The sequence below is a fragment of the Bifidobacterium dolichotidis genome (assembly GCF_003951975.1).
Taxonomy (GTDB): domain Bacteria; phylum Actinomycetota; class Actinomycetes; order Actinomycetales; family Bifidobacteriaceae; genus Bifidobacterium; species Bifidobacterium dolichotidis.
In genome coordinates, this window is sequence record NZ_QXGM01000002.1 from 287,888 (window position 1) to 304,583 (window position 16,696).

11 protein-coding genes and 1 tRNA gene are annotated in these 16,696 nt (G+C 51.2%); 4 read left to right on the forward strand and 8 right to left on the reverse strand.

All coding sequences use genetic code 11. The features are described 5' to 3' along the window. Nucleotides 1-169: 169 nt before the first annotated feature. The 5 genes from D2E26_RS05055 to serS all read right to left on the reverse strand — a co-directional run bounded on the left by D2E26_RS05055 (nt 170) and on the right by serS (nt 6,629). Nucleotides 170-1,660, reverse strand: coding sequence for a metallophosphoesterase (locus tag D2E26_RS05055; protein WP_125963609.1), 1,491 nt, complete (start codon nt 1,658-1,660; stop codon nt 170-172). A gap of 704 nt (nt 1,661-2,364) precedes the next feature. Next, the gene (locus D2E26_RS05060) at nt 2,365-3,192 is read right to left on the reverse strand and encodes an ABC transporter ATP-binding protein (protein WP_125963610.1); all 828 of its coding nucleotides are present in this window, start codon (nt 3,190-3,192) and stop codon (nt 2,365-2,367) included. A gap of 499 nt (nt 3,193-3,691) precedes the next feature. Continuing rightward, nucleotides 3,692-4,663 (reverse strand): hypothetical protein, encoded by a 972-nt coding sequence (locus tag D2E26_RS05065; protein WP_125963611.1) that lies wholly within the window; start codon nt 4,661-4,663, stop codon nt 3,692-3,694. A 518-nt stretch (nt 4,664-5,181) separates the two neighbouring features. Next, nucleotides 5,182-5,266, reverse strand: a tRNA-Ser gene (locus tag D2E26_RS05070). 79 nt (nt 5,267-5,345) lie between these two features. Beyond that, nucleotides 5,346-6,629 carry a serine--tRNA ligase gene (gene serS / locus D2E26_RS05075; protein ID WP_125963612.1) on the reverse strand — a complete coding sequence of 428 codons (1,284 nt, stop codon included), beginning with the start codon at nt 6,627-6,629 and terminating at the stop codon, nt 5,346-5,348. Between the two features lie 190 nt (nt 6,630-6,819). Here serS and D2E26_RS05080 point away from each other — a divergent pair, with 190 nt between their 5' ends. Then, nucleotides 6,820-7,977, forward strand: coding sequence for a diacylglycerol/lipid kinase family protein (locus D2E26_RS05080; protein ID WP_125963921.1), 1,158 nt, complete (start codon nt 6,820-6,822; stop codon nt 7,975-7,977). A gap of 716 nt (nt 7,978-8,693) precedes the next feature. Here D2E26_RS05080 and D2E26_RS05085 read toward each other — a convergent pair. Beyond that, complete coding sequence (locus tag D2E26_RS05085) at nt 8,694-10,838, reverse strand: glucose PTS transporter subunit IIA (protein WP_125963613.1); 2,145 nt, start codon at nt 10,836-10,838, stop codon at nt 8,694-8,696. Between the two features lie 671 nt (nt 10,839-11,509). Here D2E26_RS05085 and pgm point away from each other — a divergent pair. The 3 genes from pgm (at nt 11,510) to rpiA (ending at nt 15,525) form a co-directional block, all read left to right on the forward strand. Beyond that, on the forward strand, nt 11,510-13,186 hold the full coding sequence (pgm, locus tag D2E26_RS05090; RefSeq protein ID WP_125963614.1) for a phosphoglucomutase (alpha-D-glucose-1,6-bisphosphate-dependent): 1,677 nt from the start codon (nt 11,510-11,512) through the stop codon (nt 13,184-13,186). 353 nt (nt 13,187-13,539) lie between these two features. Further along, complete coding sequence (locus D2E26_RS05095) at nt 13,540-14,709, forward strand: ribonuclease H family protein (RefSeq protein WP_125963615.1); 1,170 nt, start codon at nt 13,540-13,542, stop codon at nt 14,707-14,709. Between the two features lie 117 nt (nt 14,710-14,826). Continuing rightward, nucleotides 14,827-15,525 (forward strand): ribose-5-phosphate isomerase RpiA, encoded by a 699-nt coding sequence (gene rpiA / locus D2E26_RS05100; protein ID WP_125963616.1) that lies wholly within the window; start codon nt 14,827-14,829, stop codon nt 15,523-15,525. Between the two features lie 251 nt (nt 15,526-15,776). Here the strand turns inward: rpiA and D2E26_RS05105 are convergent, their stop codons facing one another. Next, the gene (locus D2E26_RS05105; RefSeq protein ID WP_004268639.1) at nt 15,777-15,866 is read right to left on the reverse strand and encodes a 30S ribosomal protein bS22; all 90 of its coding nucleotides are present in this window, start codon (nt 15,864-15,866) and stop codon (nt 15,777-15,779) included. A gap of 146 nt (nt 15,867-16,012) precedes the next feature. Next, nucleotides 16,013-16,639, reverse strand: a complete 627-nt coding sequence (locus D2E26_RS05110) for a hypothetical protein (RefSeq protein ID WP_125963617.1) — start codon at nt 16,637-16,639, stop codon at nt 16,013-16,015. Nucleotides 16,640-16,696: the final 57 nt, after the last annotated feature.

Below are 16,696 nucleotides of genomic sequence, written 5' to 3' on the forward strand. Positions count from 1 at the left end.
CAAAAAAGACCGCCGGTAATTCGACGGTCTTTTTTGTATTTCGCTTACATGCGTAGAGAAGCAAGTTACTTATGTGCGCAGAGAGGTAAGTCGCTTACGTGCGTAAAAGGCAAATTGCTTATGTGCGGTTAGCAGTAACGCGATTATGTGCGGGATTAAGCCGCACACTTTATGAACGCTTACTCCCCAAGTACCGTATAAATTTCGATGCGACCATATACGTTGCAACAGCTCCAAGCACTGCACGAACCTTGGCATTGCGTAACCAGTTGCCGATTGAACTTACATCAGCGACCATGGTTTCACCGAGGAGCACGCGAACTGGTTTCATAGGCAGGCGTCCAATGAGATCACCATATTTGAGTAATCTTGTTTCATACTGTGCAGGATGATGTTCATTGAATACAAACAATCGCAGCGCACGATCACTACTTTTCGGCCCGTATGAGGTGAATCCAGCCGTTGGCGTGTAGCCGAGCTCGAAATTGCCGATATCGCCAATAAAAGTATTCGAGTGATCATGTCCCGCATATAATGCGAAATACCCGCCTGCATTACGCATTGCTTGCACTTCTCCGACGTTATTTTCGGCGCAGCATGGCCGCTCATTCATCGTCGATTGCGGCCGGCAACGACGTTTATCGACAACGAAAACTCGGTCCGAGAACTTACGGTATCCACGGATTCCATTGACAGTAAACCGCGATACAGGCTTCAAGCAGTCATAGATTTCCGGCGCAGGAATATGTTGGAACGCGATTGCCGGCATTTTGCCCACTCGATTAGCAGACATCACATTCATGACTCGTGTAAGCCAGCGAATAGCCGTTGGAGACGGCGCTCCATATCCGCCGCCTGGCTCGTAATCGCCAGAATTCACCAGCACAACAGCCATTGCTGCATGCGTTCCGTCAGAGGATTGAATTGGGAGCGCGAACGTTCCTGGTTCACAAGACAAAGGATTTTGGTCTGTGCTGGTCTGCCCAGCAATCCTCTGCAGACCTTGACTCACTCGGGAATTTACGCGCCTTGTTAAGCTACGTGCGGCGTTACGCAGTGCAATGACTTGCTGACGTCTTGTTTTTCTTCTTGACTTCCGTGATGCTTCATTTCGCAAAGATGGCATCATCGGTTGTGCCTCACTGGCACGATCAACCGGATTCATGCAGCCTTCAAATGACTGATAAATCTTATCTTGTTCTTCAAGACTGATACCGCACTGGAAATCATGATTACCGTACGTCACTGCGAATGGAATGCCGCGGCGAACAATAGGCTCCAAGAATGAGCCTACGCATGCCTCAACTTTTTGGCGTGCGCGTTCATGGGCCGCTTGAGGATCCTGCTCAATATCATCCTGTACTCGACGCCACCACTGCGTACGTACGTCACCGTGTGTGAGTGCTCGTTCAATATACGATCCGAATGGTTGCGGTGTACCCGGCTCATCGCCTTGACGGTTCTGGTAATACTCAGCAAATGCAGGATCATATCCACGAATCTGATCGCCCGTAAGCACTACCAGATCAGGTTCTGCGCGTTCAATCGCAGCATCAATAAGCGCAATCGTATCTGGACTAACAGCTGGACCATCCTGAATATCAGCTAATTGAAGCACACGGAATGTTCCGTCTTTACGAAATCGCAATGGTTTAGTCACTCAACACCTCGCAAAATCGACTGCTCTCTGTACTCATTCTGGCGTTCATCGTATCAATGCCGAATCAATCTGTATAGCACCTACATGAGTCCTTCGCTAAGCGCACTTATTTGCAGCAATCACAGAAATCAATCATCTCCCCACACATAAAAGAGATGCCAAAAAGCAACTCACTCACACACATAAACCAAGAACCTCAACCAACTCCTCCCACGCACATAAGCCAAAAGCCCCAGCCAACTCCACTCACGCACATAAATCAGAAACCCCAGCCAACTCCACTCACGCACATAAGCGAGAAATATAGATTTTTATAAATGGCTTAAGTGCGAGAGCTGGCGGCCATTCACCCTGTCCCGCACATAAGCAAGAAAGAAAAGATAAGTGTAACTGGCTTACATGTGTAAAGGGAGTTGAAGATAACTAGCTTACGTGCGCGGACTTATAGCTCATTTGTTTAAGCAAATAATAAGGTGAAGATAACAGGCTTATGTGCGGGAAATAAAAGAAGGGCGCGTGACCTGCCCCATGCAGTCACGCGCCCGAGGAGTAAGGGCTGGTGATCGCGGCCCAGCCCAACTGCCTGTATCGTCGGGGTGCAGAGAACGATACAAGCAAGTATTCGCTATCCGTTGCGATCAAACGGAATCCTTATGAAGTTTTCAGTGCTGAATTCAGATGTTCACTGCAATGAGCTGCACCATTTAATTCAGCGGACGAGCGATGATATTGCTGCGCTGCGCCATAATTTCTGCCACATCCAAAGTCAATGGATGCTCAAGCACGTCGTATGGCGTTCCGACCTGTTCAATAGTTCCATTTCGCATTACTGCCAAACGGTCTGCAATATCAAAAGCATCATTCTGATCACGTGTGACCAACACAATCGTCATATCAAACTGCGATTGAATTGTGCGCAAACGACGGCGCAAAGCAGCACGCGTCACTGGGTCAACACGAGACAGAGGATCATCAAGCAGCAAGACGCGTGGACGACGCACTAATTCTCGTGCAAGCGCCACAATTTGCTGCTGACCATCAGACAACGCATCTGGTTTCGCATCAGCAAGATCACTAAAACCGAGCAAATTAAGAATTTCATCAGCAGCTGCCAGACGAGCCTTCTTACGAAGTCCCTTGAATCGCAGAGCAAACGAGACATTCTCGCGAACGGTCAGATCTGGGAACAGCGCATGATCCTGGAACACCATGCTGATGCCACGACGATTTGGCATACGATCAGTTACTCGCTCGCCACCTACATAAATATTGCCTGCGTCAAGGGATTCAAGTCCTGCAATACAACGCAGCAGCGTAGTTTTGCCACAACCTGAGTCTCCAACCAAGCACAGCAACTCACCAGATTCAATATCAAGCGTCACATCATCAAGAACGGTTACACCGTCATATGACTTGGTAATACCGCGCAGCATAATGCTGCTACCAAAATCATGGTCAATGCCGTTTTGTGTCATTTGATTATCGACTGCGTTTAACGACTTTGTAAAATACGTCGAAATAAAGTTGTTCATAATACATCCCTACTTTTTGCGATCGTGAAGCATTTATTCGGTCCATTGCGTTCAGATCTCTTTCGTTGAGTATCCAAGCTAATGGTCGATTTCCTTGCTTCGGTACTACCTATCCTAGGGGGTATTTCATCGCATTCAAGACGATTTAGATGAACAGTAGGTGAACTATTGGGGAATCAATAGTTAACCAAGTAATAAAGCATTGAGAACGTATTCAAATTCAATGTTTTCTTATTTACTTTTTGCCAATCTCTAAGTACTTTTATGCCCCTTTTGAGTCCAGCATCTGATCAGTCCACTCGTGGTGCAGCGCTAAATGGCGCAAATAAATCGCTTACGTGCGTGAAAGTAGGTAAATCGCTTACGTGCGGGATTGAATAGTAAATCGCTTACGTGCGTAAGAGAAGATAAATCGCTTACGTGCGCACATGAAGCAATAAAAAATCGCCTGAGCTTGGGACTCAGGCGATTTCTTGAATACGGGTTATGGCAGCAACAATTACTCGTCGCCAAGCAGCTTGCCGATAGAACCGGCGCCAACGATCTTGCATTCACGCTTGAACTGCTTGCGAAGCACTGCGTCATCCTTCAGCTGCGTCAGTGGGATGACCAGTACATCAAAGCGCATAGTGTCGCCTGGCACACTGATCTTGAGTGGCACGGTGTAAATCGTCATGCGCTTCGAGTCGAGATATGGCGACACCCAGTTATACAGCACCTCAAATGCCATACCGTCTACAGGCATAGTCAGGCACACATTTGGTTCGCCCTTCACGGCTGAAGCGTTGGTGCCGAACAGCTTAATGTGCTTCAGCGAACCATCCTTCAACTTCATAAAGTGGTTCAGGCAGCTCTCCTGATACAGGTTGCTGATCACCAGTGGTGCTGCGACCACGAAAATCAGGAAGACAATAGCAAGCACAGTCTGGTGCCACGTGTGCATGCAGAAGTACGACAGCACAGCGAAAACCACCATAATTGCAATTTCAGCAATAATAATGCCGAAACGAGCACCAGGATGACGACGGCATTCAACAATACGACGCAACGTATTGTTGCTGCTGGAATCGAGGTTTGGCGAAATCTTATTGGTGCGGCTCATCCAAACGCAAAGTGGGCCAAGAATAACAGCCATTGCGCCCACGATCATGCAGATCGACAGCACAATCGAAGTACCTGCTGCATTAGTACCCACAGCGTTCAACACAATGGAGACGCCAAGGCCAATAACAATAAGAGCAATGCCAATAGCGCAAATAATCAAATATGGATGACTACGTGCAAAGCCCTTATCTTCTTGAATCGAGCCCTTACGAGGTGGTTCCGGCACATCAAGTGGCATCAGGATTGGCTTGCCATTAGCACCGACCTTTGCCTTGGCTTGTTCCTTCGAGTGCAACTGATCTTCAACAGCTTCATCGTGTTCCTGCTGCACATCGGAACGACGATATCCCTTAGCAATATGCACCATAGCCGTTATCCCTCCTTCATTCATTGAAGTTCACGAATTACAGTTCGCGAAGGCCTCGTGTGAAAGGTTCCTCTATGAACGCTCCCGTTAATCACGGGACCTCAATTTCTCTCTCTGACTAGCTTCTACCGTAATCGCATACCGTGTGGCCTGCAAACAAACAGCGTGGCTTTGACCCCATTATGGTTCAAACAGGGCCACGAGTCCATAACCCCTTGTCACTGAGGCAACTCCAGAAATAAAAAAGAAAAGCAAAAAATAAATCAACAAAACCGAGATACACACGAAAATTTCGCCAGAAGCAAATATCTGCAAGCAAAAAACGTAATTATTTTGGCCCGACTTGCACCCCATTTCTAACTCGCTTATGTGCGGGCAGGAGTGAGAGCAAAACGAACAAAAGTGAACATCGTTCTCATGGCCACAGGAAAGCACGAAAGACAACGCTCTATCAACAGCAGAAACGGCAGCAGAAATAGCAAAAGGGCCCGGCATTAAGCCGGACCCTTTTATTCAGGCGGATGAGGCGAGATTCGAACTCGCGGATGGTTTCCCATCAACGGTTTTCAAGACCGTCTCCTTCGACCGCTCGGACACTCATCCATGCAATCGTCGCTCCGCACTAGGAAACTCAACGTTTTCTAAGCTTCACGAAGCAGCGAATGCAAGTATATCACGCTTTTCAGCATTCCCAAGCGGTAGGCTCAATAATTTCCTTGCCGCCCATGTAAGGACGCATTGCCTCAGGAATGACGATCGAGCCATCCTTCTGCTGGTGGTTCTCCATAATGGCCACAAGCCAACGCGTCGTAGCAAGCGTGCCGTTCAGCGTTGCCACAGGCGACGTGCCGCCCTCAACGCGCTCACGGATGTTCAGACGACGAGCCTGGTACTCGGTGCAGTTCGACGTCGACGTCAGCTCGCGGTAACGACCCTGCGTTGGAACCCAAGCCTCGCAGTCGAACTTACGAGCAGCAGACGAACCCAGATCGCCAGCAGCCGTATCGATAACGCGGTAAGGCACCTCGACCTTGTGCAGCATCTCCTCTTCCATTGCGAGCAGGTGCTCATGCTCAGCGTAGGAATCCTCAGGCTTTGCGTACACGAACATTTCAACCTTGTCGAACTGGTGCACGCGGATAATGCCCTGCGTATCCTTACCAGCCGAACCAGCCTCACGGCGGTAGCAGGAGCTCCAACCGCAGTAGCGCAGAGGACCGTTCGAGAGATCAAGGATCTCGTCCTCGTGCATACCAGCAAGAGCAACCTCAGACGTACCAACGAGGTACTGATCATCAGGCTCACGCAGGCGGTAAATCTCATCAGCGTGTGCGTTCAGGAAGCCCGTACCACGCATGATTTCTGGGCGCACGAGCGTTGGCGTAATTGCCAGCGTGAAGCCATGCTCCTCAGCCTGATCCACAGCCATCGTCAGCATAGCGATCTGCAGACGGGCAATAGCACCGCGCAGGAAGTAGAAACGGGAGCCAGCGACCTTCACGCCACGCTCCATATCAATGCCAGCAACGCCGCGGCCCAGAGTCAAATGATCCTTTGGCTCGAAACCTTCAGCTGCGAAGTCACGAAGCTCGCCGACCTTCTTGACGACCACGTAGTCGTCCTCGCCGCCTTCTGGAGCCTCTGGCTCAACGATGTTCGACAGCTTCCACATAGCCGTGGTGTACTGCTCGGTTGCAGCATCGGCATCAGCCTTGTACTGCGACACGCGCTCGGACAGTTCCTTAGTGCGTGCGATGAGCTCGGCCTTCTTATCAGGATCAGCCTTAGCGACCTGCTTACCGATTTCCTTTTGCTGAGCGCGGGCAGCCTCAAATTCCTTGAGCGATGCACGACGCACGGTATCTGCATGCAGGACCTCGTCCACCAGTTCAACGGACTCGCCACGCTTACGCTGGGATTCCTTAACGACATCCGGATGCTCACGAATGAATTGAATATCAAGCATAGGCCCAACCCTAGCGCGTCAACATGACAGTTTTCGGCGGTTTTGTAGTCCGCACAATCACGTCAAAATGCAGGATTTTCACCTTATATATATGGTGTCGCTCAGGTCGCGCTAAAGTTACGCTAGGGTATCGCGCTAAGGTGTAAATAAAGGTGTTACATTATTACATCACTACAGGAGGTGCTGTTTGATGAACGGATGGCTCATGGCATTACTGATTGTCGTGTGCGTGTTAGTCGTTGTCATCGGCATTATTGCAGTGATTCGCTTGGTCCAACGACACCGTCACGCTCAAGTTGTGGCGGCTCGTTCAGACGACCAGGTTCGGTACACATTTGTTATTAATCCTTCGAAACCTCAGGCAGAGCTCTACCGCGAACGTATCCGTACGTACTGCTTAGAGCATGACATTACTGAGATTTCATTTATTGATACGCAGCTCGATAAGTCTGGCCGTATTTGCGCTCTTGAAGCACTTGAGAAGGGTGCTGACGTTGTTATCGCCGTGGGTGGCGATGGCACGGTGCGCACGGTAGCTAGTGCAATGGCTGGGTCAGGCCATGCGATGGGCATTATCCCGATCGGCACGGGAAATTTGTTTGCTCGGAATATGGGCATTCCTGTGGATGACGTTGACGCCGCAATTGGTATCGCAATTTCGCACGGTTCTCGCCGCGTTGATATCGGTCGTCTCTCACTGCCTGATGAGGAGCCAAATAACGACCATGGTCATGCGTTCTTGATTATCGCTGGCATTGGTTTCGACGCCCTGATGATTGACGACACCGATCCAGTGCTGAAAAAGAATATTTCTTGGCTCGCCTACTTCGTTTCTGGCGCTAAGCATCTGTTTGCGCCAAAGTATCATGCAGCCGTTCGTATTAAGCGCGCGGACGGTACTTCCATCGTTGAGTCTCATCTTGCGTTCCGCACGTTTATGGCCGGTAACTGCGGCCAGATTCCAGTGTTCTCGCTGATGCCGGATGCCTCGTTTAACGATGGTCTGCTTGATTTTGAGGTTATCGATACGTCAGGTGGCCTGATTGGTTGGGCTAATTTGTTCGGTGACGTTGTTCACCAGACGATTGTAAAGCGTGCTGAGCAGCATCCACTGTCCACTAATTCAAGAATTGACCAGGTTCAAGGTATTGAAGCTGAGCTCAGGCTTGAGAAAAAGGTCCCTGTTCAGGTCGACGGCGATATGCTTCCAGCCGCTGATCACGTGCTCTTCTCTGTTGATCACGACTCCCTTATTGTGCGCGTTCCAGAGCCAGTTGCTGGCGAAACGACCGCTCAGTTCAGGCTCGAAGATCTGCAGCGTTTCGCTAAGCAGCAGGAAGCTAAGTAAGTTCAGCCTGTTCTTCATTACTTACGCACGTAAGCCAGTTGCGTCCTATTCACGCACGTAAGCCGGTTACACTCTTCCTACGCACGTAAGGCAGTTGCATCCTTTCAACGCACGTAAGCCAGTTCTGACCTGCCTTTTCTACGACGCACGTAAGTCAGTTGTGCCCCAGTTTTTTCTATGACGCACGTAAGTCACTTATCCTAAGGAAGTAGCCCTCCCCTACTGTCTTATTTATTTTCTTCATTGCTTCTGCTCACACGCACATAAGCTCCATACTGCTGCATAGTGATGCGTCTCTATAAGGTTTGTAGCCATTGCCGTCTTTTCCACATATAAGGCAATTGCTATAACCACGGTTTTTAGATGGATCTCCTGCAACTTGCTTATGTGCGGGGAAATGAAATGAACAAATAACTGGCTTATCTGCGGGACTAATTCATTGCTCATGCAACCCGCTTATGTGCGGGACATAATCTGGCTCTAGCGCAACTTGCTTATGTGCGTGATATAGCCCACTCTCTGCATCTGGCTTACGTGCGGGATATAGCCCGGTCTGTGCATCTGGCTTACGTGCGGGACTAAGACTTCGTTGTCTATCTCGCTTATATGCGGGCATGAAGATATAGAAATGCCCAGTGTCGCGTACCTCGCAACACTGGGCAGTTTCCTTGGGATCTCACCGATCGCTAGCCCACGCTGTTAACGTGGGCGGGTAATCAGTGCTTAATTGCGATGACTTCGTCACCCTTCTTGACATCCTGAGCAGCGATTGGCTCGACCGAAGCCAGAGCAAGCGAGTTCAGAACAGTCATGAGCGTCGTGGTGCTGTAGCCAGCTTCCTGGACGGCCTTGAAGTCAACAGTGACGAGCGAGTCGCCTGCAGCAACGCGCTGGCCTTCCTTGACGTGGACGTCGAAGCCCTTGCCCTGCATCTTGACCGTGTCGATGCCGACGTGCACGAGCACTTCCACACCGTCGTCGGTCTTCAGGCCGAATGCGTGGCCAGTCTCTGCAACGGTCTGCAGAACGCCGGACACAGGAGCCACAACTTCGGAGTCAGCTGGAACGATGCCAACGCCAGCACCCAGAGCACCGGATGCGAACACTGGATCGCCGCAGTCAGCCAGTGCAATGACGTGGCCGTTCATTGGAGCGAACACAGCCGAGGTCACAGCAGCGTTTGGATCAGCATCCATCTCTGGCTTGTCCATTGGTTTGTCGCCTGGGAGCAGGTTGTCATCAACGTGAGTCTCTGCGTAATCAACAGCCTCGCGGGTTTCTGGAGTCTCAGCAGCAGCTTCTGCGTCTGCAGCAGCGATGCGAGCCATGACTTCAGCCTTCTGCTCTGGCGTACGGTAATCGAGGAACACCACGAGCAGCATTGCCACAACGAATGCCACAGCGATGGAGACTGCGTAGACCCACATCTGGTTGAAGACAGGGATCGTCAGCAGCGAAGTGAAGGCGAATGCAGTCGTCGTCACGCCATGCACAACCTCGCCACTATCCGTGGTCGATGGGAAGAGCCAGCCGAGGATAGCAATCGTCAGACCGCCAGCGGCGCAGGCGATGATCAGGCGACGGTAGATGAGCTTGAAGCGCAGGTGGATACCGTACAGCGATGGCTCGGAGACACCACCCAGCAGGCCTGCAGCAAGTGCACCTGCAGAGGTCTGGCGCATTTCCTTATCGTGATCGCGAATCGAGAGGATAAGCACACCAGCGGTGGTACCGAAGCAAGCGAAGTTCCAAGTACCCATTGGGCCCTGAATGAAGTCGTAGCCCATCGTCTGAATGTTCATCAGCATCAGAGCGTTCAGTGGCCAGTGCAGACCCAGAGGGACGAGGAATGGGTAAAGGATTGGAATGATGATAGCGAAGATGAATGGAGCGTGCGTGTTCATCCAAGACAGACCCATGCCCAGGCCGTTACCAGCCCAAACACCGATAGGTCCGATGATGAAGGCGGTCAGAGCGCCGACTATGATAATCGAGATGAATGGCACGAACACCATCTGCACGGAAGCAGGAATGATCTTCTTCAGACCGTTGTAAACGAGGCCCAGCACTGCAGCCATCAGCAGAGGCACGAAGACGTTGCCCGAGTAATCGTTGAGCTGCATTGGCAGGTTGAGGACGGTCGTGGTGCACTGCGTGTTACCCATGACCTGTGCGCAGTGGGTCTCAGCCCACTTGGTGTCCATGAGGCTCATGAACGAAGGCGTCATGAGTGCGCCCATGATAGCGCCACCAACCCATGGATCAACCTTCAGCTTCTTAGAAGCGTTGAAGGCAATCATGATTGGCAGGAAGTAGAACACGCCCTTGTACAGTGCCTGAATGAACACCGTCGTAGGCGAATCCGTCTCGGACTGAATCCAACCGCATGCAATGCACACGTTAAGAATTGCAATAATCAGCGAAGCGCCAAGCAGCACGCCCAGAATTGGACGGAAGGAATCGGACAGGAATTCGAAGAACGAATCCATCCACTTGCTCTTGCCCTTGGTCTTCTGACGAGCCTGAGCCTTGACTTCTGCGTCGCTCAAGCCAGTAGTATCACCGAACGTACCGTCACCCTTAGCAGCAGATGCAGCACCGGTGCCCATCTGTGCCATCTCAGGAAGGTGCATGATCTGCTGATACATATCAGCCACGCCGCCACCAATGACGACCTGGTAACGATCACCGCTCTGTGGAACAGCACCCAGAACACCCTTCATGTGCTCCAGAGCATTCTGATCCACCTTGTTAGCATCAACCAGTTCAAAACGAAGCCTGGTTGCACAATGCGTCAGACTTTTGACATTACCCGCACCACCGATTGCATCGATGATCTGCGCGGCAGTTGACTCTGCCATTGTGATCCTTTCACTACTTCTTCTTGACAGATGCGAAACGCAATGTGACCTGTGCACCCTCGCACAACAGCTTCAGCGCTGTGTATCAACTTCGGGGGAAGCCGACGTGTGAGTACGAGATTGCCTGAGGCCGCTCATACGCACTATGGTCAGTTTCCATAGCCCTCATTGGACGACGTCATTTCTGCAGTTCCGCAAACATCAATATATTACAACAGGGCGCGGTCAGGAAACCTTTTCCGTATTAAAAATTAACGGTTTTACACGTAACGCTAAATCGTTTTTTCACACGGTTTTACCGTATTTTCCGTAAACGTTTACACGCCCCCGTCATTACCAATGACAGTTGGAATTCTACTGCAAATCGGACGCAAAACTCTTGCCCCCAAACTGTGCAATAAAACACAAAATCCAAGTATCTCAACGATGCAAACGGTTGCATTTTTATAGCGAAAAGTTTCACGTATTGGACAAAACTAATGCGTCATTTCGTTCGTTTATGTGAACTTTGTGTGAACTTTTCTCAGAAACGGGTGGATAGAAACATCAGTAAAGAGAACGTTCATTTGAGCATTTTTGTTCACTTTCTGTTCATCTACCACCCCTCAGACAAACTTGCTACTTACAAAACCTGCCACAACATAAGCCAAGAACGTGGCAAAATAGGGCACATGGTAGCTAACAACGCGGGTATGCCCGCCACCCCAAATGATTTGATCAACGTCGACGAAGTCATTGGTAAGTACTACGACGTCGTCCCTAATCCAGATGTTCCAGCAGAACGCGTTATCTTCGGCACTTCCGGACACCGCGGCTCTTCACTGAGGAACTCTTTTAACGAAGCACACATTGTGGCTATTACGCAGGCTATTGCTGAATACCGCAAGTCTGCAGGCGTGAATGGTCCTCTATATATTGGTCGCGATACGCACGCGCTTTCCGAGCCAGCATGGAAGACTGCAATCGAAGTGCTCGTTGCCAACGGCGTGACTGTGCGCATCGATTCGCGTGATGATTTCACACCAACGCCTGTGGTCTCTCAGGCAATTCTGACGCACAACCGTGCAGCTGATGGTACGCAGCGCTTCCAGGGCGATGGCCTTGCCGATGGCATTGTGGTCACTCCTTCGCACAACCCTCCAACTGATGGTGGCTTTAAGTACGATCCAGTTACGGGCGGCCCTGCTCCTTCGGAAGTCACGAACGCCATTGCTAACCGTGCAAACGAACTGCTCGGCAACTACAAGAATATTAAGCGCATTCCATTCGAGCAGGCCGTCAAGTCTGATCTCGTTGAGCGCTTCGACTTCCGCGAGCACTATGTTGACGATCTAAAGAATGTCATCGATTTTGACGTCATCCGTTCTTCTGGCGTGCGCCTTGGTATCGACCCACTGGGCGGCGCTTCGGTCAACTACTGGCCACTTATTAATGAGAAGTACGGTCTCAACATCGGCGTTATTCGCCCTGATGTTGATCCAACGTGGCGCTTCATGACTATCGATCACGATGGCAAGATCCGTATGGATCCTTCCTCCACTTACGCTATGAAGGGCCTCGTCGACTCGCTGAATGCAGGTGCTTGGGAGAATTACGATCTCGTTGGCGGCACTGATCCTGATGCTGACCGTCACGGCATTGTCTGCCCTAACTGGGGCGTTATGAACCCTAACCACTATCTCGCAGTCTGCGTTGAGTATCTGTTCGGTGGCAACCGCCCAGATTGGCCTGCAGGTGCAGGCGTCGGTAAGACGCTGGTGTCGTCTTCGCTGATCGATCGCGTTGCTGCTTCGATTAACGCCAAGGTTGTTGAGGTTCCTGTCGGCTTCAAGTGGTTCGTCGATCCTCTGTTCACTGGTGAAGTTGCATTCGGTGGCGAAGAGAGCTCCGGTATGAGCTTCCTGCGCTTTGACGGTCGAGTTTGGACGACCGATAAGGATGGTCTGATCCCTGACCTTCTGGCAGCAGAAATCACAGGAAAGACTGGAAAGAACCCAGCTCAGCTGCACCAAGAGCAGGTTGAGAAGTTCGGTGAGAGCTGGTACCGCCGTATCGATACGCCAACGACGCTCGAGCAGAAGGCAAAGTTCGCTACCCTGACGGGCGATGACGTTACGGCCACGACGTTGGGCGGAGAGCCAATCGAGTCCAAGATCACTCGTGCTCCAGGTAACGACGCTCCAATCGGCGGTATCAAGGTTTCCACCAAGAACAATTGGTTCGCTGCTCGTCCTTCGGGTACTGAGAACATTTATAAGGTCTACGCTGAGTCCTTCGTCTCCCCTGAGACGCTCGATGACGTGCTCGGCGAGGCTACCGAAGTAGTTGATAAGGCTCTCGAGTCCTGATTCTCTCCTTCTTGTTAAGGGGCGTGGGTTATCTCACGCCCCTTTTTTCTATGCTTCTCACCTATCTCGCTTATGTGCGGGGCAAGAGTTGTGTTCTTGCTTCTTGCTTATGTGCGGCGGGGTATTTTTCTTTACCTCTCATTTATGTGCGGTGGAAGGGTTGAGTTCTGTATCTCACTTACGTGCGTGAGAAGAATGTTGCTTTGCTTCTCTCTTATGTGTGGAACAAGAGTTGGGTTCTGCATCTTGCTTATGTGCGGTGAGGTGCGTTTCTTGATATCTCGCTTATGTGTGGGATGGAGATTTTCTGCAGTAACTCGCTTATGTGCGGGAGAGGATTTAGGCTTGGGATTATGACAATTACTGTTTCTACGGACGGTAGCGCACTCGGAAACCCAAATGGGCCTATGGGCTGGGCTTGGGCTGATCACTCTGATGGTGATCGTGATTCACATCAGCATGCTGGCGACTGCGATGCGGGCGGCGCCACGAATGGTACCAATCAGATTGGCGAACTTTGCGCAGTGCTAGAGGCTTTGCGTGCGCATCCAGGCGACGAGCCACTGATCATTGAGACTGACTCGCAGTATGCGATTAATTGCTCAACAAAGTGGGTCCATGGCTGGAAGAAGAACGGCTGGCGCAACTCAAAAAAGGAGCCAGTCAAGAACGCTGCAGTTATTAAGGCAATTGACGCTGAAATTGCTAAGCGTCCAGCTTCGGTCAAATTCGTTTGGGTGAAGGGTCATGCAGGTAACGCAGGTAACGAAAAAGTAGATACGCTTGCTCGCACCTATGCAGAAGACGCTCGTTCTCATGTGCGCGATGGATATTTACCTCGTGAAGGCTGGCAGTCACTGCTCGATTCGCCATATGCCAAGGGTACTGACGTTCCACAAGATGCACAGATGCTGCTTGACGGCGATTTAAGCGAAGCCGATTACACAGCACAGCGTTGCATGGGCTCGGATAGCGCATCTGACAGCACGGTAGATACCAATGATGCTGCAACGGCCACGTCGTTCGATCAGCAATCTTCTCTTGAAGAGCTCACTGAAAACGACGCAACGCAAGCTGAGCAGCTCACTGATGAGATTCATGAGACGAATGCTGCAGCAGAGAACGCAGCTGAAACTCAGGATCACGATCAGGAAGCAGCTGAGGAAACGGCTGCAGAAACAGAGCACACAACTGAATCAGCAGAAACGGCTGAATCCGAAAATACGGCCGAGTCTGCAGGCGAACGTGAATCTGGGACTGAAAGCAAGCCAGAAAACGGCACAGCAGAATCTGTGAAACAGACCGTGAAACAGCCAGTGCTACGCAAGGTGCACACAGCTTCCACGCTGCGTAAGACAGGCATCACAATCTCAGGCACGGTACGCATGTCGCCTCCACCGAACACAAGCCCAACCTTCGACGGCTCCCCTCGCCCAGTGCACGGTTGGGTGCGCGTTGAAGGCTACGTTCAGGGAGATGGCACACTCGAGCTGACGAACGAACCGTTCCTCATCGAACGATAAAGTGAGAGCAAACAGCGCACTACAAGAAGTCAACGCAAACATATACAACGTCGCTCAGCATAGCCCGACTATATCGGCGCGTACGATGGGCACGAAACATAACTTCAAGGAGAACGCATGGATAAGGCACAGCAAGATGCTATGAAGAAGGCCGCCGGTATTGAGGCTGCCAAGCTCGTCAAGGACGGCATGATTGTTGGACTCGGTACGGGTTCGACGGTTCGTTTCCTCGTGGACGAACTCGGTCGCCGCGTGCAGGAAGAGGGTCTGCAGTTCACTGGTGTGACGACGTCCCGTCGTACGCAGGAGCAGGCTGAGAGCTACGGCATTCGTATTGTGAACGTGGATGACGTTGAAGAGATCGACGTCACGATCGACGGCGCTGACGAAGTTGACGACAACTTCAACGGCATCAAGGGCGGCGGCGCTGCCCTGCTGTGGGAGAAGATCGTGGCAATTAACTCGAAGAAGATCGTTTGGATCGTCGACGAATCCAAGGTTGTGCCAACGATCGGCAAGTTCCCACTGCCTGTGGAAGTTATTCCATTCGGCCACGGCCACGTCGTTGAGAAGCTCGAGAAGAAGGGCTACAAGCCAGTCCTGCGCCTCGACGCTGAGGGCAACCCAGTGCTGACCGACGAGAAGAACTACGTTGTCGATCTGCACCTCGACAAGATCGAGAAGCCATTCGAGCTGCGCGAAGAGCTCATCAACATGGTCGGCGTTGTTGAGTCCGGCCTGTTCCTGAACATGGTGGACGAGGTTATCGTTGGTAACCCAGCTGGTCCTCGTACGCTGACGAACCCAAACAAGTGAGTTCGTTGAGCTGAGTTCAGCAGCAATAAACTTCAAAGCGCTGGTCACACACAGTATGTTGTGTGGCCAGCGCTTTTGTTTTGTGGTAGGTGTCGGGTGGCGGGGTACCAGATGTCAGGTGTCAGACATCAGACGCCGGGTATCGGTCGGTTCATTTCCCCAGCTTTTCTTTCCTAGCCGCACTTCCCCAGTTTCCCTCACCCAGATATGTAAAAAGCCCACCACGAGGGCGGGCTTTTTACTTGATAAGACTACTTGCGCTGGTGGCGAGTCTTACGCAGCAATTTGCGGTGCTTCTTCTTGCTCATCCGCTTGCGACGCTTCTTGATGACGGAACCCATCTGAAGCCTCCATTTCTTAACGTTAAGATTGCAACTCGCCCAATAGTACACTGCTTCGCCGACTTTTGCCCGAATTCCGCGGGTCACCTGCGTCAGCAGCGGGGTTCTGTTGCATAAATTTCACAGTTTTTTATTTCTTGCCGAACTCAGATTGGGAACAGCTGCACCATAATGCGTACGAGGTTCTGCGGGCCTGTAGCTTCGAACACAACTGTTTTGTTGCGCCAAATTGCAGTGGCATCCGCATCGTCCTGTTTACCAGTGGACTTCATCAAATACGCACCAGTAGTGCTGCCGGCGACCTTAATATTGCCAGAAATAACTTCGTCGCCTTCAATATTGCCCTTGAGCTGCGAGTATTCACGTTCTGCATCGGCATCGCTCGACCACTGCGCCACCGTAACCTGTACAGAATTCGAGGCCGTTGGCTTTTCAGTCTTGCTGTACGTCACCATGTACGCTTCAAGTGGCTTAGCATCTTTCCATGCATCAGTTTCTTTGAAGTCAATACGTGCCATATCGGAAACGTGATCTGGCATCGATTGCAATAACCTACTGGCGTTGCTTGGCAGCTCCTTCGACTTAATCGATGGGACTGCGCTAGCTGCTTCGGTCGGCTGTGCCAATGGTTCTGGTGCTGGTTTCACAGCCCAGCCAGGCCACAGAAACGCAAAAATCAGCGAAAGCACAATAATAAAGCCAACGCAAGCTACGGCAATGCGGAGTTTAGGAACGGAAGATTGCTGTTTAGAGCCCTGTGTTGACTGTGTCATATGGCTGATTCTTCCACGTCTGCTTGACCTCACGCCCATAGCCCACTAGGTTCAATG